Annotated in this window: 19 protein-coding genes; all 19 read right to left on the minus strand. The window is 74.1% G+C overall.

The features are described from left to right. Positions 1-40: 40 nt before the first annotated feature. The 19 genes from O7619_RS20495 to O7619_RS20585 all read right to left on the minus strand — a co-directional run bounded on the left by O7619_RS20495 (position 41) and on the right by O7619_RS20585 (position 21127). Positions 41-847, minus strand: a complete 807-nt coding sequence (locus O7619_RS20495; RefSeq protein WP_282282803.1) for an SAM-dependent methyltransferase — start codon at positions 845-847, stop codon at positions 41-43. After that, the gene (locus tag O7619_RS20500) at positions 844-1878 is read right to left on the minus strand and encodes a glycosyltransferase family 4 protein (RefSeq protein ID WP_282282804.1); all 1035 of its coding nucleotides are present in this window, start codon (positions 1876-1878) and stop codon (positions 844-846) included. The genes O7619_RS20495 and O7619_RS20500 overlap by 4 nt, the downstream gene beginning before the upstream one ends. Before the next feature lie 4 nt (positions 1879-1882). Further along, positions 1883-2281, minus strand: coding sequence for a 6-carboxytetrahydropterin synthase (locus O7619_RS20505; RefSeq protein ID WP_282282805.1), 399 nt, complete (start codon positions 2279-2281; stop codon positions 1883-1885). A gap of 2 nt (positions 2282-2283) precedes the next feature. Further along, on the minus strand, positions 2284-3261 hold the full coding sequence (locus tag O7619_RS20510) for a zinc-binding alcohol dehydrogenase (RefSeq protein WP_282282807.1): 978 nt from the start codon (positions 3259-3261) through the stop codon (positions 2284-2286). A 94-nt stretch (positions 3262-3355) separates the two neighbouring features. Continuing rightward, on the minus strand, positions 3356-3634 hold the full coding sequence (locus O7619_RS20515; RefSeq protein WP_282282809.1) for a hypothetical protein: 279 nt from the start codon (positions 3632-3634) through the stop codon (positions 3356-3358). Positions 3635-3731: 97 nt separating this feature from the next. Next, a complete protein-coding gene (locus O7619_RS20520; RefSeq protein ID WP_282282810.1) occupies positions 3732-4109 on the minus strand; it encodes a DUF1622 domain-containing protein in 378 nt (125 codons plus the stop codon). Positions 4110-4249: 140 nt separating this feature from the next. Beyond that, a complete protein-coding gene (locus tag O7619_RS20525; protein WP_282288885.1) occupies positions 4250-5602 on the minus strand; it encodes a pectinesterase family protein in 1353 nt (450 codons plus the stop codon). Then, the gene (locus tag O7619_RS20530; protein WP_282282811.1) at positions 5484-6581 is read right to left on the minus strand and encodes a sigma-70 family RNA polymerase sigma factor; all 1098 of its coding nucleotides are present in this window, start codon (positions 6579-6581) and stop codon (positions 5484-5486) included. The genes O7619_RS20525 and O7619_RS20530 overlap by 119 nt, the downstream gene beginning before the upstream one ends. A gap of 104 nt (positions 6582-6685) precedes the next feature. Next, the gene (locus tag O7619_RS20535; RefSeq protein ID WP_282282812.1) at positions 6686-7351 is read right to left on the minus strand and encodes a TcmI family type II polyketide cyclase; all 666 of its coding nucleotides are present in this window, start codon (positions 7349-7351) and stop codon (positions 6686-6688) included. Continuing rightward, positions 7333-8598, minus strand: coding sequence for a cytochrome P450 (locus O7619_RS20540; RefSeq protein ID WP_282282813.1), 1266 nt, complete (start codon positions 8596-8598; stop codon positions 7333-7335). Before O7619_RS20540 ends, O7619_RS20535 begins: the two co-directional genes overlap by 19 nt. Further along, positions 8595-8891, minus strand: a complete 297-nt coding sequence (locus O7619_RS20545; RefSeq protein WP_282282814.1) for an antibiotic biosynthesis monooxygenase family protein — start codon at positions 8889-8891, stop codon at positions 8595-8597. Before O7619_RS20545 ends, O7619_RS20540 begins: the two co-directional genes overlap by 4 nt. A gap of 23 nt (positions 8892-8914) precedes the next feature. Continuing rightward, positions 8915-11191, minus strand: a complete 2277-nt coding sequence (locus O7619_RS20550; protein ID WP_282282815.1) for an FAD-dependent monooxygenase — start codon at positions 11189-11191, stop codon at positions 8915-8917. Between the two features lie 122 nt (positions 11192-11313). Continuing rightward, positions 11314-12474 (minus strand): glycosyl hydrolase, encoded by a 1161-nt coding sequence (locus O7619_RS20555; RefSeq protein WP_282282816.1) that lies wholly within the window; start codon positions 12472-12474, stop codon positions 11314-11316. Next, entirely contained in the window at positions 12468-14336 is a 1869-nt protein-coding gene (locus O7619_RS20560) for a glycosyltransferase family 2 protein (protein ID WP_282282817.1), read from the minus strand. Before O7619_RS20560 ends, O7619_RS20555 begins: the two co-directional genes overlap by 7 nt. 93 nt (positions 14337-14429) lie before the next feature. Continuing rightward, entirely contained in the window at positions 14430-15494 is a 1065-nt protein-coding gene (locus O7619_RS20565; RefSeq protein WP_282282818.1) for a glycosyltransferase family 39 protein, read from the minus strand. Positions 15495-15637: 143 nt separating this feature from the next. After that, positions 15638-17962: a glycoside hydrolase family 3 N-terminal domain-containing protein gene (locus O7619_RS20570; protein WP_282282819.1), complete on the minus strand. Its 2325-nt coding sequence runs from the start codon at positions 17960-17962 to the stop codon at positions 15638-15640. A 39-nt stretch (positions 17963-18001) separates the two neighbouring features. Further along, on the minus strand, positions 18002-18862 hold the full coding sequence (locus O7619_RS20575) for a carbohydrate ABC transporter permease (RefSeq protein WP_282282820.1): 861 nt from the start codon (positions 18860-18862) through the stop codon (positions 18002-18004). A 1-nt stretch (position 18863) separates the two neighbouring features. After that, positions 18864-19862, minus strand: coding sequence for a sugar ABC transporter permease (locus O7619_RS20580; protein WP_282282821.1), 999 nt, complete (start codon positions 19860-19862; stop codon positions 18864-18866). Further along, a complete protein-coding gene (locus O7619_RS20585) occupies positions 19859-21127 on the minus strand; it encodes an extracellular solute-binding protein (RefSeq protein ID WP_282282822.1) in 1269 nt (422 codons plus the stop codon). Before O7619_RS20585 ends, O7619_RS20580 begins: the two co-directional genes overlap by 4 nt. Positions 21128-21223: the final 96 nt, after the last annotated feature.

Consider the following 21223-nt stretch of genomic DNA (forward strand, 5'->3'; position numbering starts at 1 on the left):
TCGTTCCCACCGGATGTCACGTGTCGGCGGGCCGTACGGTTCACCCGGCGAGCAGGTCCGCGTGGTGCAGCACCACCTCGACCCGGCCGGCGGCGGCCTCGGCGAGCCGCCACTTCCTATACGTCGCGGCGGGGCCGGCCAGATGCGGGCGTTCCTCGACGGCCGCCTCGACCCAGCCGGCCAGCCACTCGGCGGTGAGCGCGGCCCGCTCCGGGCCGAGCCGCCACGGGGTGGACCGCACCGCCACCCCGACGCCGTGGCGGCCGAACGCGGCCACGGTGGCGTCCACCGCGTCCGGCCCGAGCAGGGCCCGTCCGTCGACGGTGCGCCGCTGGTGGGCGTTGAACGCGGCGGTCAGGTCGGCGTCGAGCGGGTCGGCCGGGGTGAACTCGGCCCGGCCGGACACGCTGAGCGCGACCAGCGTCGGGTGGCCGGCGCAGGCCGTCACCACCCGGTCGACCTCGTCGGCGGTGAGCATGTCCAGCAACGCCGACGCGGTGACCAGGTGGGCGTCGGCCAGGTCGGCGGCGGTCAGCCGGGTGATGTCCGAGCCCCGGGTGGTCACCGTCACCGGGGCGCCGTCGGCGGCGGTGAGCCCGCCGCCGGCAAGCGCCAGCAGGTCGCGGTCGCGTTCGTGCAGCACCCAGTGCTGCGGGCCGGGCAGCCGGGGGGCCAGCCAGCGGGCCATCGAGCCGGTGCCGCTGCCCAGGTCGTGCACGACGAGCGGCCGGTCGGCGGGCAGCCGGTCGCGGACCGCGTCGACCAACTCGACCGAGCGGGCGTCGGCGTCGGCCGGCTCGCGCAGCCGCAGCCAGTCCGCGAAGTCGGGTGGGAGTGAGGTGGTCATGCGGTCGTCTCCTTCAACGCCGTCGCCAGCCGGTCCACGGTGACCGGCCAGCCGGTGAGGGTGTCCCGCCGCCGCCGGGCCGCGCGACGCAGCCGGTCCCGCAGGCCGGGGTCGGTGAGCCAGCGGCGCAGCGCGCCGGCGGCGGCGCCGGCGTCGTCCGGTGGCACCAGCAGGCCGGGCCGGTCGCCGCCGGGGGCGCGCCCGAGGGTGGCCGGCAGGCCGCCGGTGTCGCTGGCCAGCACCGGTACGCCCCGGGCCAGGGCCTCGGTCACCACCATGCCGTAGGTCTCCCGCCGGGACGGCAGGACCAGCAGATCGGCGGCGGCGTACGCGCCGGCCAGGTCCGCTCCGGTACGCGGGCCGGCCAGCCGGACCCGACCGGCCAGCCCGGTGGCGGTGAGCCGCCGGCGCAGCCGGTCCACGAACGCCGGGTCCCGGTCGAGCGGGCCGATCCAGTCGCAGGTCCACTCCAGGTCCGCGACCTCGGCGAGCGCGGCGGCCAGCAGGTCGTGCCCCTTGATCGGGGTGACCGCCGCGACGCAGAGCAGCCGGCCGCCACCGGGCGTGCCGGGGGCGAGCGGCGCCGGCTCGACCCCGGGCGGGGCGACGGTCACCCGGTCGGGGGCGAGCGGATAGCGCCCCAGCAGCCGGCGGCGGGTCCACTCGCTGGTGGCGACCACCGCGGTCGCCGCCGCCAGGGCCCGCCGCTCCGCCTCGTCCTCGATCGGCAGGTGCACGAGCACCGCCAGGCGCAGCCGGGCGGCGTGCGGGGCGAGCACGTCCGGCACGGTCGAGGCGACCAGGCCGTCGAGCAGCACCGTCGCGCCGTCGGGCAGCGCGCCGAGCAGCCCGGCCAGCACGGTCCGTTCCCGCTCGCCCGGGTGCGGCCAGCCGCCCGGCACCTGGTGCTCGCGCACGGTCCAGCCGAGCGCGGCCAGCCCGCGGCAGGCGTGCCGGTCGTAGGCGTTGCCGCCGCTGGGGCTCGCCGGGTCGTCGATGTCGCCCGGCAGCACCACGTGGACGGCGGTCATCCGGTCACAGCGACCGCTCGTAGCTCGCCCACGCGACGTGCGACTCGTGCAGGGTGACGGTGATCCCGGCCAGGCCCCGCGCCCCCTCCCCCAGCTTGCCGGCGTGCGTCGCGTCGGCGAGCCGGTCGGCGACGGTGCGGGCCAGCACCTCGGTGGTGGTGTTCACCCCGGCGAAGGCCGGCTCGTCGTCCAGGTTGCGGTAGGTCAGCTCGCCGAGCACCGCCTTGAGCTGCGCGGTGGCCAGCCCGATGTCGACCACCACCCCGTCGGCGTCCAGCTCCGGCCGGCGGAACGTGGCGTCGACGACGAAGGTGGCGCCGTGCAGCTTCTGGGCCGGGCCGAAGACCTCGCCGCGGAAACTGTGGGCCACCATCATGTGGTCCCGGACGGTCACGCTGAACACGATCACTCCTCGCCGTAGGTGATGAGATGACAGAGCGCCGGCAGCTCGCCGGAGGCGAGCCGGCCCAGCACGTCGGGCAGGTCGGTGAAGCGGGACCGGCCGGTGAGCAGCGCGTCGAACGCCGGGTCGGCCAGCAGGTCCAGGGCGAGGGCGAGCCGGTCGGCGTAGCTGCGGTCGGCGCGCCGGGGTGACACCGTGCCGACCTGGCTGCTGCGGATGCCGAGCCGCCGGGAGTGGAACGCGCCGCCGAGCGCGAGGGTGACCGGACGGTCGCCGTACCAGCTCAACTCCAGCACGGTGCCCTCCGGGCGGAGCAGTTCCAGGCCGCGTTGCAGCCCCGCGGCGCTGGCGCTGGCGTGCACCACCAGGTCGCGGTCGCCGGTCGCGTCGGCGGGCGAGGCGAAGTCGACCCCGAGCGCCTCGGCCACCGCGGCCCGGGCCGGGTCGGCGTCGACAAGCTCGACCCGCACGCCCGGGAACCGGGCCAGCAGGGCGGCCACCCCGCACCCGACCATCCCGCCGCCGATCACGGTGACCCGGTCGCCGACCAGCGGCGCGGCGTCCCAGAGCGCGTTCACCGCGGTCTCCACGGTGCCGGCCAGCACGGCGCGCTCCGCCGGCACGCCGTCCGGCACGACCACCACGGCGTCGGCCGGAACCACGTACGCGCTCTGGTGCGGGTGCAGGCAGAAGACGGTACGGCCGAGCAGCCGCTCGTCGCCGGCCTCGACCGTGCCGACGCTGAGGTAGCCGTACTTCACCGGCGCCGGGAAGTCACCCTCCTGGAACGGGGCACGCATGGCGGCGTGCTGGTCGGCCGGGACCCGGCCGGTGAAGACGAGCGTCTCGGTGCCCCGGCTGACCCCGGAGAACCGGGTGCGGACCAGCACCTCACCGGGGCCGGGCGGGGCGAGCCGGACCGGCCGGATCTCGCCCTCGCCGGGGGCGCGGAGCCAGAAGGCGTGGGCGTCGACAGTCACGAACCCTCCTCATGTCCCGCATTCCGGTCGAGTTGTCGATCATAAACACGGGAGCGGGACGTCCAGGGTTCAGACCGCCCGGCGGTCCGGTCGTTCAGGCGGCCCGCCGCCGCTGTCCGGCCCCGCGGCCGGTCGCCTCGTCGTGGCCGGCGCGGCGGCCGGTGTCCCCGGCCAGTCGCATGGCCCGCCGGGCCGAGTCCAGCGGCTCGCAGGGCGCCGGCCGGCCGGCGCAGAGCAGGCTGGAGCACCGGCCGGCGGCGTCGGGCCGGTGGTGGGCGGCCACGTCGTACGCGGCCCGCCACAGCAGCGGGTCGGTGACGCCGTACGGCAGCGCGGCGTCCTGACTGGACCTGGTCCGGATCGTGTCGGGCACCGGTGTTCCCCTCTCCGTCGTCACTCCCGGTCTCAGTGACCCGGTGAGTGGGGATCAAACCTCTCACCTGCGCGGTTGTGCCCGCCAGCAAGCAATGTCACGTCCGGCCCGCCCCCGGGACGTTTCCCATCGGGGGCTTGCCCTGCCAGGGCCAGCGACCGTCCAACTCCACCTCCAGGGAGAAGCTGAGGAACGTCCGGACCAGCACGATCAGCGCCAGCACGCCGACGCTGGTGAAGGTGGGCGAGACCGCGACGGTGCGGATGATGTCGCCGCCGACCAGGAACTCCAGGCCGAGCAGGATGGCCCGCCCCACCCCCTGCCGGTACGCCCGGTAGTGCGTCACCACCTCCCGGGACCGGCCGCAGCGCACCGCGTACACCACCGTGGCGACCGCGACACCGACCCCGATGACCAGCACCCCGGCCAGGTCCAGCAGTGCCCCGATGTGCTGGATGATCTGCTTCGTCGGCACCCGACACCCCCGTACGCCCCCCGGCCCCAGCCTCGCGCATCCGGTGCCGTCGGCGGGCCGGTTTGCCGGTGGCGGACGATCGGCCGGGACGGCGGGGAGTTGACCCGCCCGCCGTCCCGGCCGTCGACCTCACGCGGCGGTCACATCGGGTTCCAGCCGTCGCTGCCGGCCAGGTACCTCTGCGGGGTGTAGTTGGCGGCCTGGGCGTCGCTCATCTGGGGGCGGTTGCCGTTGACGGTCGCGCCGGGGCCGGTGTTGCGGTATTCGGAGAAGCGGGCGTTCTGCCAGGTGTTGCCGCTCATGTCGGTCCACGGCTGGCCGGTCTTGATGGTGTTGCTGAGGGTGGACTCGCGGTAGAGGACCTGGGCGCCCTGACCCCAGGGCCGGCCCAGCGTGGTGTTGTCGCTGCCGGTGCCGGTGATGGTGGACCGGTAGATCAGGAAGCCGTAGGGCTTGGCGGGGTCGGTCCGGGCGGCGGTGATGGGGGCGCCGCTGGAACGCTTCTCGTGGATGGTGGAGGCGTGGATGACGACGGTGCCGTCGCCGAAGATGAAGTCGACGGTGCCCTCGATGTAGGAGTCGACCACGTACGCCCGGGTGAGCTTGTTGACCAGGAAGGTGTCCTGGTCGCCGAGGAGCCGCACGTTGCGCAGCACGGCCCGGTCGGCGTTGAGGTGCAGCGCGACGGCCTGCTGGTTGACGGTCGTGGAGTTCTCGACGTAGTCGTTGGCGATGGTCAGGTTCTCCGCGACGAAGTTCGCGCCGTCGACGAACATGCTGGCGCTGGCGAAGGTGCCGTTGCTGCCCGCGGAGTTGTTGAACACGAGCACCGTGTTCGACGGGGACGAGCCGAGGCCCTGGAAGGTGATGTTCGGCTTGTTCGCCGGCACGCGCACCACCTGCCGGTAGGTGCCGGGCTTGATGGTGATGACCCGTCGGGTGGTGTTGTTCGCCGGCACCGCGTCCACCGCCTCCTGCACGGTGCGGTAGCTGCCGCTGCCGTCCGCGGCCACCGTCGGCCTGCCGGCCGGCGGGGTGGTCGGCGGCGGTGTCGTCGGCGGTGGCGTGGTCGGCGGCGGCGTGGTCGGCCCGGACGTCGGGGTGGCGGTGGGCGTGGGGGTGGGGGTGGACGAGCCGCCGCAGGCCACGCCGTTGAGCGTGAACGCGGTCGGGCTCGGGTTGTCGGTGCCGCTCGACGTGCCGTTGAAGCCGACGTCGACACTCGCGCCGGCGGCGATGGTCGCGTTCCAGTCGACGTTGGTGGCGACCACGGCCGCGCCGGACGACGTGGCGGTGAAACCCCACGACTGCGCAACGGTCTGCCCGGCCGGGAACGTCCAGCCGAGACGCCAGCCGGTGAGCGTGTCACCGAGGTTACGGATGGTGATGGCGGCGCTGAAACCGCCGGGCCACTGCGCGGTGACCCGGTAGTCGACCTGGCAGCCCGCGGCGGCCTGGGACGGGCGGGCGGTGGCGACGCCCACGGCGGCGATGGCGGTGGTGACGAGGACGGCGAGCACGGCCGCCGGCTGTCGTCGGACGAGATGTCTCACGGTTCTCCCGGGTTCGGTGCGGATGCGGTGTGGTCGCCCCCACCGTCACCGCCATCGCTGGCGGCGGCCCTCGCGGCGGGAAGCGGTGCCCGGAACGGGTGCTGCCCGGCGACCCGTCAGCACACAGACGGGCCACCGCCACCGCGACAACGGTTTTCCGCGAATTTCCCCGGAGGCGGTCAGGTCGGCACCGGTCCCGGCGGTCGGGCCCGGCCCGACGTCGGCCGGCCGCCAGGCAGCGCGGGCAGGCGAGCACGTGCCGGCCCAGCCGCTTGCGCCAGATCGGGGCGAGCGCACCGTCCCAGCCCCGCGCGGCGAGCGCCAACGCCGGGCAGCGCGGCGTGGCCCGCCACGCGCCCAGCACGGTGTACGCCTGTGCCAGGCGGGCGCGCATCCGCTGGATCCGCACCGCCGCGTGGGCCGGACCGACCGCCAGCGTCTCGGCCAGGTCGACGCGGTTCAACTCGCCGTTGAGTTCCCGCCACCACAGGGCGAGCACCTCGCGGTCGGCGGGCTCGAGCCACTCGACGGCGCAGCGCACGTCCCGCCGCTCGGCGTCCCGACCCACCCCGGCCAGCGCAGCGCCGGCCACGTCCGCGGCCGGGTCCGGCGGCTCCACGGCCGGGTCCAGCGGCACCTGTCGGGACGCGGCCCGCCGGCGGGCGTGTTCCCGCACCTGACTGATGGCGATGGTGACCAGCCAGGCCCGGAAGCGTTCCGGGTCGCGCAGCGTGGGCAGCCGTTCGACCACCCGCAGCATGACCTCCTGCGCCACGTCGTCGACGTCCGCGTGCCCGGCGAGCGCGCGTCCGACCACGCGGTACACGAGCGACAGGTGCGCGGCGAGCAGCGCGGCGAGCGCGCCCCGGTCGCCCCGGCGCGCGGCCGTCACCAACTCGACGTCCACCGGCGCCGTCACGGCGCACCGCCCTCCGGCCCCCGGGGGATGCCGACCACCGGCGATCGTGGGAGCGTGCCCAGAGGCTGACACACCGTCACCGGCGTGTAAACCTCGGGCGTCGCTCAGTCCTGGGCACGCCAGCGGTAGAAGACGGTCGCCACCTGGTCCCGCGGGCCGCGGCAGAGATCCGGCCGGTACGGCTCGACGTACGGGCCGAGGTCCTGCATCACCTTGGCGAACGCCGGCTTGTCGGCGTGCTGGTCGCGGGTGGCCCGGGCGGCCGACGACTCCTGTTCGAGCAGGTGCACGTAGACGTCGTCGATCGAGTAGAGCCAGCGGCCGGTGACACCGAGGTCGGTCGGGAGCGACCCGGCGTCGGACTCGCCGAACACCCGGGCCACGTCCGGTTCGGCGCCCGGCTTGATCCGCCCGACGATCACGGTCAGCGTGGTGTCCGCCGGCGGCTCGCCGTCGGGCGCCCAGTGGTAGAACTCCTTGGCCACCGAGTCCGACGGGTTCTTCCAGTACCGCGGGTACGGCGTCACGTACGGGCCGATCTCCTCGGCGATCTTCTGGAACGCGGGCAGCCCGCGGGTCTGCCCGGAGATCCGCGGGTCCTGCTCCCGCTCGATCACGTGCAGGTAGAGGTCGTGGTGTGACAGCAGGTAGCGCCCGACGACCCCGAGGTCCTGCGGGCGGGTGACCTGGTCGTAGTGGCCGAAGACGTTGCCGACGACCTCGTCGCTGCCGGGGACCATGTGGCAGACGATCACGTTCCGAAAGACCATGGGTGCTCCTTGGGTGAGTGCTGGACGGAGAAGGTGACGGGCAGTTCCAGCAGGCCGCGGAACGGCGAGGCGGCGGGCAGCCGCCGCACCTCGGCGGGCGGGACGGCGAGCCGCAGCCCGGGCAGCCGGCGCAGCAGCGCGGAGAGCGCGAGCAGCGCCTCCATCCGGGCCAGCGAGACGCCGAGGCAGTAGTGCACGCCGTGGCCGAAGCCCAGGTGCGGTCCCCGGGCCCGGCGCAGGTCGAGCCGGTCGGGGTCGGTGAAGTGGTCCGGGTCGTGGTTGGCCGCGTTGATCGCCACCCCGACGATGGCGCCGCGCGGGATGCGTACCCCGTGGTAGTCGACGTCCTCGGTGGCGATGCGCGGGCTGGCCACCGGCAGCGGGCCGTCGAACCGCAGCAGCTCCTCGATCGCGGTGGGCAGCAGGCGCGGCGTGGTGCGCAGCAGGTCGAGTTGTTCCGGGTGGGTGAGCAGCGCCAGCACCGCGTTGCCGAGGAAGTCGGCGGTGGTCTGGTGCCCGGCGAACAGCAGCAGGAACGTGGTGGTGACCAGCTCCGCCTCGGACAGCGTCCGGTCCCGGTCGACGGCGTCCACGAGCGCGCCGATGATGTCGTCGGCCGGGTCGTCGCGCTTGGCCCGGACCAGGTCGGCCAGGTAGTGGTGCAGCCGTAGCTGGGCCTCCTGCACCGCGGCGCGTTCCTCGGCGGGCGGCCGGCTGGCCGAGCCGGAGGTGCGGATGACCTGGGTCCAGTCGAGCACCCGGTCGTGGTCGGCCGGTGGCACGCCGAGCAGCTCGCAGATGACCGTCATCGGCAGCGGGATGGCGAACTCGCGCATCAGGTCCGCCTCACCCCGCGGGATCATCTTGTCGATCAGGTGGTCCACGATCGTGGCGACCCGGGGGCGCAGCGCCTCGATCCGCCGCGGCGCGAACGCCTGCGACACCACCCGGCGCAGCCGGGTGTGCTCGGGCGGGTCGGAGTTGAGCATGTTGCGGTTCAACCCCTCCGAGTTCGGGCCGAAGATCCGCAGGTAGTGCTGGTCGGGCCCGTAGAGGTCCTTGGACAGGCGCGGGTCGGTGAGCGCCGCCCGCGCGTCGTCGAACCGGGTGATCAGCCAGGAGTCGAAGCGCGGCGAGCCGACCGGGCAGACCGGCCGCTGCGTGCGCAGCCGGGCGAAGGTCGGGTAGGGGTCGGCCGCGAAGGCGTCCGTGTACAGCTCGGCGGCCGGCACCACGTCCTCGGTCATCGGGCCCCCTCCCCCGACGCGCCGGACACGCTGTGCAGCACCTGGTAGGTGTGCCGCTGCGCGGACTCGCGCAGCTCGCGGACCACCCGCAGCAGCCGGTCCCGGTGCGCGCTGCGGCCGAAGGCGTCCAACCGTTCCCGGTCCGCCCAGTCGCTGATGATCAGATAACTGCGCGGGTCGTCGGCGTCGCGGACCAGGTCCTGGTGCAGGCAGCCGTCCAGGGTGCGGATCTCCTCGGCGGCGCTGCGCCACTCCGCCTCGAAACGCTCCGCGCAGCCCTCCCGGGTCCGCATCGCCAGGACCGTGCGGACCCGGCTCACCGGACGCCGCCGAACACGAGGCCGAGGTGTTTGCGGAGCGCGCCGGCGTCGACCGGGGCGCCCCGGAAACCGACGTGCCCGTCCGGGCGGATCAGGTAGAGCCCGGTGCCGGCCAGGCCGTACCCGGCCCGGAACCGGCGGTCGCCGTCGCGCAGCACCGGCGGGTCGGCCAGGCGCGGCTCGTCGACGTCCGGGTCGAGCAGCAGGTACGCGTCGAGTTCCCCGCCGGCCTGCCGCCGCGCGTCGGCGCAGAGGTCGGCGAGACCGGCCAGCTCCGCCGCGCCGGCCGTGGCGTCGGCGTAGAGCAGCAGGGTGTGCCGGGTGCCCCGGGTCAGGTCCCGTAGCCGCAGCGGGTGGCCGACGCCGCGCCGGCGCAGGCCCTCGACGTCCGGCGCGCGGTCGCCGGGTCGGGGCGCGTCACCGAGCGCGGCCGGGTCGGCGACGGTCTCCCCGACCAGCGGGCTGCCGGCGTAGCTGAGCAGCAGCGACATCTCCTGGCGGAACTGCCGTTCCAGGTCGGCGCGGTCCAGTTCCTCGGTGCCCGCCAGCCGCACCGCCCGGCCGACGATCTCCTCGCCCTCCGGGCGCCGCTCGGCCTCGTAGCTGTCCAGCAGCCCCGGCGCGGCGAGCCCGCGCACCGCCAGGGCCAGCTTCCAGGCCAGGTTCCAGGCGTCCTGGATGCCGGTGTTCATGCCCTGCCCACCGGCCGGCGGGTGCAGGTGGGCGGCGTCGCCGGCGACGAAGATCCGGCCGTGGCGGTAGCGGTCGACGATGCCGTGGCTGATCCGGAACACCGACGACCAGCGCAGGTTCGACGCCCGGGTGCCGGGCGGCGCGAGACGGTCGAGGGCGGCCTGCACGTCGTCGAGGGTCGGGGCGTCGAGTTCCTCGCTGAACCCGGGCGGCGCGTCCTGCCCGCCGGTCTGGGCGAAGAACCGGGGCGGGGCCAGGGTGGCGATGCGGTAGCGGTGCTCGCCGCGCAGCGGCACGCAGACGAGCATCCCGTCCATCTGCCCGTCGGTGGTGTGCAGGAACCGCAGCAGGTGCCCGTCCGGCATGTCCCAGTCCACGTCGACGTCGACGAGCATGAACAGTTGCGGGAAGCGGCCCAGCCCGCCGGTGAAGGTGAGCCCGAGCCGCTCGCGCACCCGGCTGTGCGCGCCGTCGCAGCCGACGAGGTACGCCGCCCGTACCGTCTCGATGGCGCCGTCGGCGGTGCGGACGGCGGCGGTCACGCCGTCGGCGTCCTGGGTGACGTCGACGAGTTCGGCGCCGCGTCGCGGGCGCACGCCCAGCGTGGCGAGCCGGGCGGTGAGGATCCGCTCGGTCTCGTACTGCGGCAGGCCGAGGTGGGCGTAGGGCAGGCCGGGCAGCTCCCAGCTCATCCGGTGGGTCTGCACGCCGTTGACGAAGACCATGTTGCCGGTGAGCCAGATGCCGGCGTCCATCGCCTCCCGGACGACGCCCTGCTCCTCCCAGATCTCCATGGTGCGGCAGTGCACGCCGATCGCCTTGTCGGCCTGGCCGGGCGGGGTCGCCAGCCGGTCGATCACCTGGCAGCCGACGCCCCGGCGGGCCAGCTCGACGGCGGCGGTCAGCCCGGTGGGGCCCGCCCCGACGACGAGTACGTCAGTTGTCCTCTGCACGTCGGCCTCCCTGACCGTGGTGTGGTGCCGGCCGCCGCCGTCGGGCACGACGTGGAAGAGGCGGCGCCGGATGTCCAGCAGGAACGGTGCGATCGGCCCGGCCTGCGCCGAGGCGTGGGCCGGGTCGGCGATCCAGTCGAGGAACTCGGCCGCGCCGTCCCACTCGGCGACGATGTGGTGCGTGTCCGAGCCGGGTTCGCGGAGCAGTTGCTCGCGCCGGTAGCCGGGCACGGCCGCCATCCGCCGCACCACCTCCGGGTAGCCGCGGTGGAACTCGGCGAGACGGGCGCACGGCACGGTCAGCTCCACGTCCACGTAGACCGGGCCGGTGCCCTCCTCCGTCTCGGCCAGCAGCGGGTAGTCGGGCGGCCCGGCCGGCTCGGTCAGCGGCCGGAGCAGGTCGGCCAGGCGGGCCGCCACCGGCCCGTCCCGGTACGCGCGCAGCGCCGCCTCGTCGGTCCACTCGGTGACCACGACGAAGCCGTCCGGGTCCAGGGCGTCGCGGAGCAGCTCGTGGCGGAGTCCGCCGGTGAGGCCGCGGAGCTGCTCGACCACGTCCGCCCAGGCCGGGCCCACCGCGGGCGCGCATCCGGGACGCGCCCGCAGCCGGCGCATCGTCCTGATCATGCCGCCCCCTCGCGCCGTGCCGTCCTCGTGCCGCGACCCTGCCGCAGGGCGCGTCAACGGGTCGTCACCGGCGCGTCCGGAAGCGTCGCGGAGCGGTGACGCCACCGAAACGACCGCGCCTGTCAGTCCGCCCCGGTTTGTGGCCGCATCGCCGGCGACCAGGTCACGTCGTAGCGGTCGGCGGCGACCGACTCGGCGAACGCCGCCGCCGCGTCCGGCGAGCCGGCGACGCGCCAGTCCTGCTCCTTGTCCACCTCGAACCAGATCAACCCGATCAGGTACGGATAGCGGGGCAGCGCGTCGAAGGTGTCCCGGATCCACCGGGCCTTGCGGCCGCCGGTGTCCGAGGCGCCGGTCTCGGTGACGACGAGCGGCCGGCGCGTCACCGCGCGGATCTCGGCGATGGTCGGCCCGAAGATCTGGTCGAAGGTCGAGTACGACGTGGTGAACGCGCCCATGCCGTAGTAGCCGGTGACGCCGACCCAGTCGACGTAGTCGTCGCCCGGGTAGAGCCCGGTCAGCCCGGCGGTGGTCTTGTCCCACCGCGCGTTCGGGCTCCACACCCAGGTCACGTTCGTGGCCCCGGCCGCGGTGAAGACGTCGTGCACGTGCCGCCAGGCGCGCACGTAGTCACCCGGGTGGTTGCCGTTGGCCCGCTCGCACCACGGGTACCAGTCGCCGTTCATCTCGTGCGCGAAGCGGATCGCCACCGGATAGCCGAGCGACCGCACGCCCTCGGCCCAGGACCGCAGGTAGTCGTCGAAGTCACCGGCGGCGATGCGGGCCAGCCGGTAGTGCGGCTGGGTGGACCGGAGCCGGTCGACCTGGCGGGCCGGCAGGCCGGTGTCCCGGGCCGCGACGTCCACCGCGTGGTCCCAGGGCTCCCAGCCCAGCATCGGCATCATGTGCCGCTCGGCGATCCGGTCGAACAGGCTGCGGTCGAAGGCGGCGGACGCCCAGCCGGCGCTGAAGAGCATCACCTGCGGCGCCCGCCCGGCGGCGTCGGCGAACCGGTCCACGGCGGTCAGGTCGTACGGCCCCTTGTCGGTCATCACCCCGAGGAACGCCCGGCCGGCCGGCGGGAACACGCCGGTCGGACCGGCCGTGGCCGCCGCCGGGGCGTCGGCCGTCGCCACCGCCTCCGGCACGGCTGTCCCGGCGCGCCGGTCCGGGGCGTCCGCGCCCGGCCCGCGCCACACGCCGGGCGCCACCACGAAGGCGTACGCCAGCAGCAGCACGCCGGCCAGCGCCAGGCCCACCCGGGGCACGCTCGGCCTCAGCACGGCACACCCCCGCCGGTCGGCGCGGGCGCCGGCGGGTCGTCCCGCCGGGAGCGGACGTTCTCCACCCACGCGATCAGCGGTGGGGCGAGACCGGTGACGAGCGTCAGCGCCGGCCACACCCGCAGCAGCGGGTGGCCGTGGTCGAACGCGAAGCTCGCCGCGAGCAGACCGGCGGACGCCCCCGCCCAGCACAGGTGCAGCCGGAAGGTGCGCAGCGACTCCGCGGTGCGCAGCGATCCCTTGGCGGTGACCACGAACCCGAGCCGGCGACGCAGCACCGCGCCGGCCGCGGCGGCCAGGTAGACCGGCCCGGCGAACAGCGCCAGCGCCATGCCGACCATGCCGACCTCCTCCCGTTCGTGCGGCGCGATGTTGAAGCGGCGCAACCACAGCCAGAGCAGGAACCAGGTGCCGATCGTCGCCCCCCACAGCGTCGCCCACATCCGCGGATCGAGCCGGCCCGCCTCGACGCCGGTGAGCAGGTACAGCGCGGTGGCGGCGTTGCCCAGCAGCAGGCTGACCGCCACGCTCGGGTAGTAGAACTGGAGCAGGCGGTACTGCCAGCGGCGGCGTGCCGGCAGCTCGCGCGGGGCGCGCAGGTGCCGCCGGAGCAGGATCTCGCAGATGCCGGCCGCCCAGCGCCGCTGCTGGTTGAAGTAGTCGGCCCAGGAGGTCGGCCCCTCCCCCAGCGCCACCACGTCCGGGGTGTAGACGCCCTTCCACCGGCGGCCGGTGGCCGGGTTGACGGCCGCGTGGATCCGGATGCTCGTCAGGTGGTCCTCGATGATCGAGTCCTGGTAGCCGCCGATGGTCCGCCACGCCGCCGGGCGGTAGAGGTGGCCGGTGCCGGTGAGCAGCGGCGCGTCCAGCCCGTTGCCGCCCCGGGCGATCAGGCCGTTGTAGAGGTACTGCTGCACCGAGGCGCCGTGGGCGACGAAGTTCTGGTGCATGTTGCCGTACACCTGGGGGGTCACCACGAACGCCACGTCGGGGTCGCGGAAGTAGCCGAGCGTCCGTTCCAGGAAGTGGGGCAGCGGCACGTGGTCCGGGTCGACGTTGGCGACCACGTCGTAGCCGTGCTCGTGCTCGGCCCGCCAGGCGTTGTGGTTGCCGGACTTGGTCCGGGCCCGGAACTCCCCGCGCGGCTGGTTGTACTCGGGCCGTCCCCGGCGGCTGAAGTGGCGCACGCCCAGCCGCGCCGCCATCGCCCGCACCGCCGGGTCGTCACCCTCGTCGAGGATCCACACGTCGACCTGTCCGCAGTAGACGATCTCCCGGAGCCGGCGCAGCGTGCGCTCCGCGACGGCGAGCGGCTCCCGGCTCGGCACGATCGTGGTGAGCAGGGCCACCCGCAGGCCGACCGGCGGGTCGACGGGCACCGGATCCTTGGCGTGGAACGCGAACACCCACACCACCAGGTTCTGCGCCAGCCGGATCAGCTCGACGCCGACGACCACGCAGAACGCGAGCCGGGCGGCGACCGTCGACCAGCCGCCGAGCCCGATCACCCCCGGGCCGGGCACGTGCCGCGGCAGCAGCAGCCAGCCGACGAGGAGCAGGCCGGCGGCGCTGTTGACGAGCACCAGCAGGGTCAGCACCAGCCGCGCGGCGACCGAGGCGGCCGGGCGCAGTTCGACCGCCGCGTCGGGGCGGCGGGGTGGGCGCAGCGGCCCGGCGACGGCGCCGCAGCGCGCGTACGCGAGGCGGGCCCGGATGTTGCGCTGCCGGCGCTCGGGCACCGGCCGGCCGGTCGGTCCGGGCGGCGCGGCCAGCGGCGGACGGGCCGGCGGCGTCCCCGGCGCCCTCGGCGTCGCGGCGCGGGACAGGCGTCTATCGGCGGCGACGGCCAACGTTTCCCCCATGGTCTGCATCGGGCTCGCCCGGAACCCCGACCGATGCTAAGCCGGCAATCACCACCAAAGTGGGCGATCAGGCGCATCCGGGCCGTTCGTCCATCAGGACGACGCGCGGCCGGGGCGCACCCGGGACAGGGCGACCGCGCCGAGCACCGCCCAGGCCGGCACCGTGAACAGCAGGGCGTCCGGCGACCAGACCGGGGCGGCCCCGGCGACGACGAGCAGGCCGAGCGCCGGCACCAGCGCCCACGCGGTGCAGATCGCGGCGGGGCGCCGGAGGGGAAGGCTGAACAGGGCCAGGCCGGCAAGCGTCGCGCCGAGCGCGGCGGCGCCGAACAGCTCCCGGGGCGTCGCCGCCAGCGCGGCCGGATCGATCCGCGCCCCCGGCGGGAACAGCCCGTCCGCGCGTACCCCGGATCCGACCAGCGCGGCGACCGCGAGCGCCCCCGGCGCCGCGGCGGCCAGCCACCGACCGGCGACGCGGCGACGGAAGGCGAGCACCACCCAACCGTGGCCGGCGAGCAGCAGCAACGCCCCGACCTGGCACAGGCCGAGCAGGACCACCGCGGCGGCGTAGGCGGCGAGCCGGCGCGCGCGCGGCCGGTCCAGGACCGGCAGCAGCAGCCAGGTGGCGAGCACGGCGGCGAACACCGCCAGGGCGTACGGCTGGGCCTCGCGCGCGCACCGGGTCGAGACGGGCAGCGCCGCGAGGAGCAGGCCGGCGAGCACGCCGGTGCCGGGCGCGAACATCCGGGCGGCGAGCGCGCCGACGAGCGCGGCGGCCCCGACCATCGCCAGCAGCGAGGGTACGCGCAGGGTGGCGGGGTCGGCGCCGAACAGCGCCGCCCAACCGCGCATCAGCACGTGGTACGGCACGAGCGGCACCGGGCCATCGTCCAGCGCGTCGGGCCACCCAGACGTGGCGGCGCGCCAGGTGGTCCCCTCCCCGGCCCGCGGCCCCGCGGTGCCGAGCCCGGCGCCGCCGAGGCCGCCCATCAGCAGCGCCGGCAGCAGCCACGCGGCGACCCGCCACCGGGCGGCGCGGGCCGCGGCGCGGGCGGTGGACCGGCGCGGACGGGGCGGGTCGTCCTCGCCCCACGGGTCCTCGACGCCGACCTCGGCCGACCCGAGCCGGGGCAGGACCATGGTGTCCGCGTCGTTCACGGTGACTCACGCATCCCTTGAGGGCCGGCGTCGGCTGACACTCAGGAGCCTACGGAGACAAAAGGTGCGTTATGGCCGATATACGGCTAAATAGCCGGGAGCATGGGTCCGCCGGCCGCCCCGAGACGGCCGGCGGACGGACGTCAGCCCAGCGTCGTGGTCGTCCAGCGCGGCGAGGCGTTGGTGACCTCGACGACGTCGCCGACGAGCGTGGTCGACGCCTGCGTGTCCCGCTGGACGCTCGTGCCCACCCACACCTCGACGTCGCCGGGCTCCACCACGCGGGTGAGCGTGCGGTCGGAGAAGGCCAGGCGGGTGGTGGGCACCGTCAGCTCGACGGTCACCGACCGCCCCGGCTCCAGGCGCACCCGCCGGTAGCCCAGCAACTGCGCCACCGGCCGGGTCACCGAGGCCACCACGTCGCGGCCGTAGAGCTGGACCACGTCGTCGCCGGCGACCGACCCGGTGTTCGTCACCCGCACCGTCACGCGCAACGCCCCGTCGGTCGGCACGGTGGCCGGCACGGTGAGGTCGGAGTGCGCGAACGTCGTGTACGACAGGCCGTGGCCGAACGGCGCCACCGGCGTCGCCGGCAGGTTGGTGCCGTTGCCGCCCTCGCCGAGCGTCGGGTGCAGATACGAGTACGGCTGCGCGCCGGCCGAGCCGGGCAGGCTCACCGGCAACCGGCCCGACGGGTTGACCCGCCCCGACAGCACCCCGGCGATCGCGCCGGCGCCCTCCTCGCCGGGGAAGAACGTCTGCACCACGGCCGCGCACCGGGACAGCGCCCAGCCGACCGCGTACGGCCGGCCGGTGAGCAGCACCAGGACCACCGGAGTGCCCGTGGCCAGGACCGCCTCGACCAGCTCCCGCTGGACGCCGGGCAGCTCCAGGTCGTCCCGGTCGCAGCCCTCCCCGACCGTGCCGCGCCCGAAGAGGCCGGCGTGGTCGCCGACGACCAGGACGGCGACGTCGGCGGCGGACGCCGCGGCGACCGCCTCGTCGAAACCGGACCGGTCGTCGCTGTCCACGTCGCAGCCCCCGGCCCAGGTGACGTGGTCGGCGCCGAACTCGCTGCGCACCGCGTCGAGGACGGTCGGCACCTCGATGCCGGTCTCCACGCCGGGGTGCTGGACGAGCACGTGGTTGAGGAAGGAGTAGCAGCCGAACAGCGCACCCTGCCGGTCCGCGTTCGGACCGACGACCGCCACCCGCCGACCCGCGGGCAGCGGGAGGACGCCGTCGTTGCCGACCAGGACGACCGACTCCTCGGCGAGGCGGCGGGCGATCGCCCGGTGCTCCGGCGGGTCGAGGTCGATCGCGCCGGGCGGCTCGTCGGTGAACGTGGCGTCGAGCAGCCCGAGATCCCGCTTCTGACGCAGGATCCGCAGCACCGCCCGGTCGACGAGCGCCTCGTCGACCACCCCGGCCCGCACCGACGCCGGCAGCGTCAGGAAGGCGTCGCCGGTCGGCAGCTCGATGTCCAGGCCGGCGGCGAGCGCCTGCGCCGCCGCGTCCGCGTTGTCGGCCGCGACGTGGTGCAGCAGGTTCAGGAAGGCCACCCCGAAGTAGTCGGCCACCACCGTGCCGTCGAAGCCCCACCGGTCCCGCAGCACGCCGGTCAGCATCGCCGGGTCGGCGGCCACCGGCACGCCGTCGACCTCGGCGTACGAGTGCATGACGCTGCGCGCGTCGCCGTCGAGGATCGCCATCTCGAACGGCGGCAGCAGCACGTCGGCCATCTCGCGGGGGCCGGCGTGGACCGGGGCGAAGTTACGCCCGGCCCGGGAGGCGGAATAGCCGGCGAAGTGCTTCAACGTCGCGTGCACCCCCTGCGACTGGAGGCCCCGCACGTACGACGTGCCGATGGTGCCGACCAGGTAGGGGTCCTCGGCGATGCACTCGTCGACCCGGCCCCAACGCGGATCCCGGATCACGTCCAGCACCGGGGACAGGCCCTGGTGGATGCCGAGCGCCCGCATCGAGGCCCCGATCGCCGCCGCCATCTCGGTGACCAGCTCGGGGTCGAACGCGGCGCCCCAGGCCAGCGGCGTGGGAAACGTGGCCGCCTTCCACGCCGACAGGCCGGTCAGGCACTCCTCGTGGACGAGCGCCGGGATGCCCAGCCGGGTGCCGGTCACCAGGTCCCGCTGGAACTTCCACAGCCAGGCCGCACGGGCCGCGGCGTCCACCGGGCGGGTGCCGTAGGCCCGGGTGAGGTGCCCCAGACCGTGGCGGGAGAAGTCCTCGAGCCGGCCGCTGTCGGCGAACTCGCCCTGCAGGGGCGCGACCGCCTCACCGTCCTCCTTCTCCCAGAACCCGACGATCTGCGCGAGCTTCTCCTCGATCGTCATCCGGCCGAGCAGTTCCCGGACCCGGGCCTCGCCGGCCTGCGCGTCCTGCCGGTCGTGATCCGGACCTGCCTGGGCCGGCGCCGGCCCGCCCACCACCGCGTGGACCTCTGTCATGGTGTGCCTTTCCCTGTGTTGTGCGCTGACCGCTGCCGCTCAGCCCTTGACCGCGCCCTGGAGACCGCCGACGATCTGCTTCTCGGCGAGCGTGAAGAAGAGCAACGCCGGCAGCATCGCCAGCGAGGTGAAGGCGAGGACGCCGGCGGTGTCGGTGGTGTACTGGCTGGAGAAGTTCTGCACGCCCAGCGGCAGGGTGTGCAGGCTGACGTCGCCGAGGACGAGCAGCGGCAGCAGGAACGCGTTCCAGCTCGCCACGAACGCGAGGATGCCGACGGTGACGAGCGCCGGCCGGGACAGCGGCAGCACGATCCGCCAGAGGAACCCGAGCCGGTCCGCGCCGTCGATCGCCGCGGCGTCCTCCAACTCCCGCGGGATGGCGGACAGGAACGGCCGCAGGATGACGATCGTGATCGGCAGCGAGAACGCGACCTGCGGCAGGATCACCGCGTAGTAGGAGTTGATCAGGTTCAGGTCCCGCAGCATCAGGTAGAGCGGCAGGATGGCCGCGCCGGCCGGGAAGAGCAGGCCGAGCGTGAAGAAGGTGTGCAACGCCTCCCGCCCGCGGAAGGTGTAGCGGGCGATCACGAACGCGGCGCAGAGGCCCAGCACCACGACACCGAGTGTGGTGCCGAGCGCGATCACCGCGCTGTTGAACGCCTGCCGCCAGAAGTCGCTCTGGGTGAGCACCCGGGAGTAGTTGTCCCAGACCCACGGGTCGGGCAGGCCGGCCGGGTCCGCGACGATCTGCGGCGTGGTGCGGAAACCGCCGATGATGACGTAGACGATCGGCGCGATCGACACGGCCGCGACCGCGAGCGCGAGCGCGTACGTCAGCGGCGTGCCCCAGGACAGCGGACGACGGCCGGCGGGCCGGGAGAGGACGGTGTTAGCGTTCACGTCAGTTCGCCCTTCTCGTGATGGCGCCCTCGATGTCCCGACGGAGCAGGAAACGCTGGAACAGCAACGCCGCGACGAAGGAGATGACGAACAGGATCACGGCGATCGCGTTGCCGTAGCCCCAGAGCCGGGCGAAGAACCCGTTGTCCACCATGTACGTCGCCATCGTGGCCGACGCGCCGAGGGACCGCACCGCGGGCACGGAGGTCACCCAGACCACGTCGAAGACCTGCAACGAGCCGATCATGGATAGGAACATCCAGATCCGGATCGTCGGGCCGAGCAGCGGCAGGGTGATGTGGCGCTGGGTCTGCCACCAGCTCGCGCCGTCGATCGCGGCGGCCTCGGTCAGCTCGTCCGGCACGTTGGACAGGCCGGCGAGCAGAAGGATGATGGCGAAGCCGACGTACTTCCAGGTGAGGATGGCGAGCAGCGTCCAGATCACCACGTCGAGGTCGGCGAGCCACGCCTGCACCAGGCCACCCAGACCGACCGACCGCAGCAGCACGTCGACGGTGCCGTCGCCGGTGAGGATCAGCTTCCACATGATGCCGACGGTGACCTCGGCGAGCACGTAGGGCACGAAGGCCAGCAGGCGGAACGCGGAGCGCCCGCGGAAACGGCGGTTGAGCAGCAGCGCGACGCCGAGCGCGACCGGCCCCTGGATCAGCAGCGAGCCGAACACCACGATGGCGTTGTTGCGCAGCGCGTCGAGGAAGATCGGGTCCTGGAAGGCCAGGGTGTAGTTCTTGAAACCGATGTACTCGGTGGGCGGGCCCACCCCGCGCCACCGGAAGAGGCTGTAGTAGAACGCGAAGCCGATCGGGACCAGCACGAACATCACGTAGATGATCAGCGCCGGCGTGGTCAGCCCGATGATCTCGTACCACTTGCGTCGGGTCTGCGCCCGGCGGTTGGACGGACGTGCGGCGGACCGGAGGCCCGCCGGCGGCGTGGAGACGCCGCCGGCGGGGAACCGGGTCTGGTCGGTGGAGGTCACTTGCTCGCGGCCGCCTTCATGGCGTCGACGACCTTCTCCGGCGTGCCGTTGCCGGCGAAGATGGCGACGATGGCGTCGTTCATCGCGCTGCCGACCGTGCTGCCGAAGGCGGTGTCCAGCCAGAGCTGCACGTAGGTGGCCTCGGACGTGGCGGTCAGGATCGACTTCAGCGCCGGGTCGGTCACGCCGTCCGCCGCGCCCTTGACCACCGGCAGGCCGGTGCCGGTCGCCGCGTACCCCTTCTGCACCTCGTCGCTGACCAGGTACTTGAGGAACTCGACGCACTCCGGCGGGGCGTTCTTGGCGCAGGAGAACCCGTCGCCGCCGCCGAGGGCCGCCTTGGGGTCACCGGCCGAACCGGCGATCGCCGGCACCGGGAACCAGCCCAGGAACTTGGCCAGCTTGGCCTTGTCCGTGGCGACGGTGTCCAGCGTGCCCCGGTTCCAGTCGCCCATCAGCTCCATCGCGGCCTTGCCGTTGGCGAGCAGGCCGTTGGCGCTGGTCGGGTCGTTCTGGCCCGGCGTGGCGATGAAGTTGTCCTGGAACGGCTTGGTGGCGATGAAGGCCTTCAGGTCCTGGCCGGCCTTCACGAAGCACGGGTCGTCGAACTTCTGCTCCGTGGACGCCTTCTTCAGCGTCTCGACCGAGCAGTCGCGCAGCGCGAAGTTGTACCACCAGTGGGCGGCCGGCCACTTGTCGCCCGCGCCGAGGGCGATCGGGATGACGTTGATGGCCTTGAGCTTGGCGACCGCGTCGTTGAGCTCGTCGAAGGTGGCCGGCGGCGCGCTGATGCCCGCCTGGGCGAACATGTCCTTGTTGTACCAGATGCCCTCGATGCCCATCCGGAACGGCAGGCCGTACTGCTTGCCGTCCACCTGCCAGATCTCCGCCGCGCTGCCGATGTCGGCGACCTCGGACTTGGTCTGGTCGGTGACGTCCTTGAGGTAACCGGCCTCGACCTGCTCCCGCATCTCCCCGCCGCCCCACGCCTGGAAGATGTCCGGCGGGTCGTTGCTGAGCAGCGCGGCGGGGAGCCGGGTGCGCTGGAGCTGGTTGGTCTCGATCGCCTCGATCTCGATCGTGACGGTCGGGTGGGCGGTGGAGAAGTCCTTGGCGACCTTCTCCCAGTAGGTCTTGCCGGGGCCGTCCTGGGAGGCGTTGTGCCACCAGGTCAGCGTCACCGGGTCCTTGTAGAGCTCGCCACCCTTGTCCGCGTCGTCCTCGCCACCGCCGCCGCATCCGGCGGCGACGAGAGCGGTGGTCATAAACAGTGCCAGGAGCGCGCCGGCACGTCGTTTCATCACCATAGATGTTGTCTCCTCGACCACAGTCGGGTTACCTGACGGGGAGTGTTACAGCCA

This window comes from Micromonospora sp. WMMD998, from assembly GCF_029581235.1.
In the GTDB taxonomy this organism is placed as follows: Bacteria; Actinomycetota; Actinomycetes; order Mycobacteriales; family Micromonosporaceae; genus Micromonospora.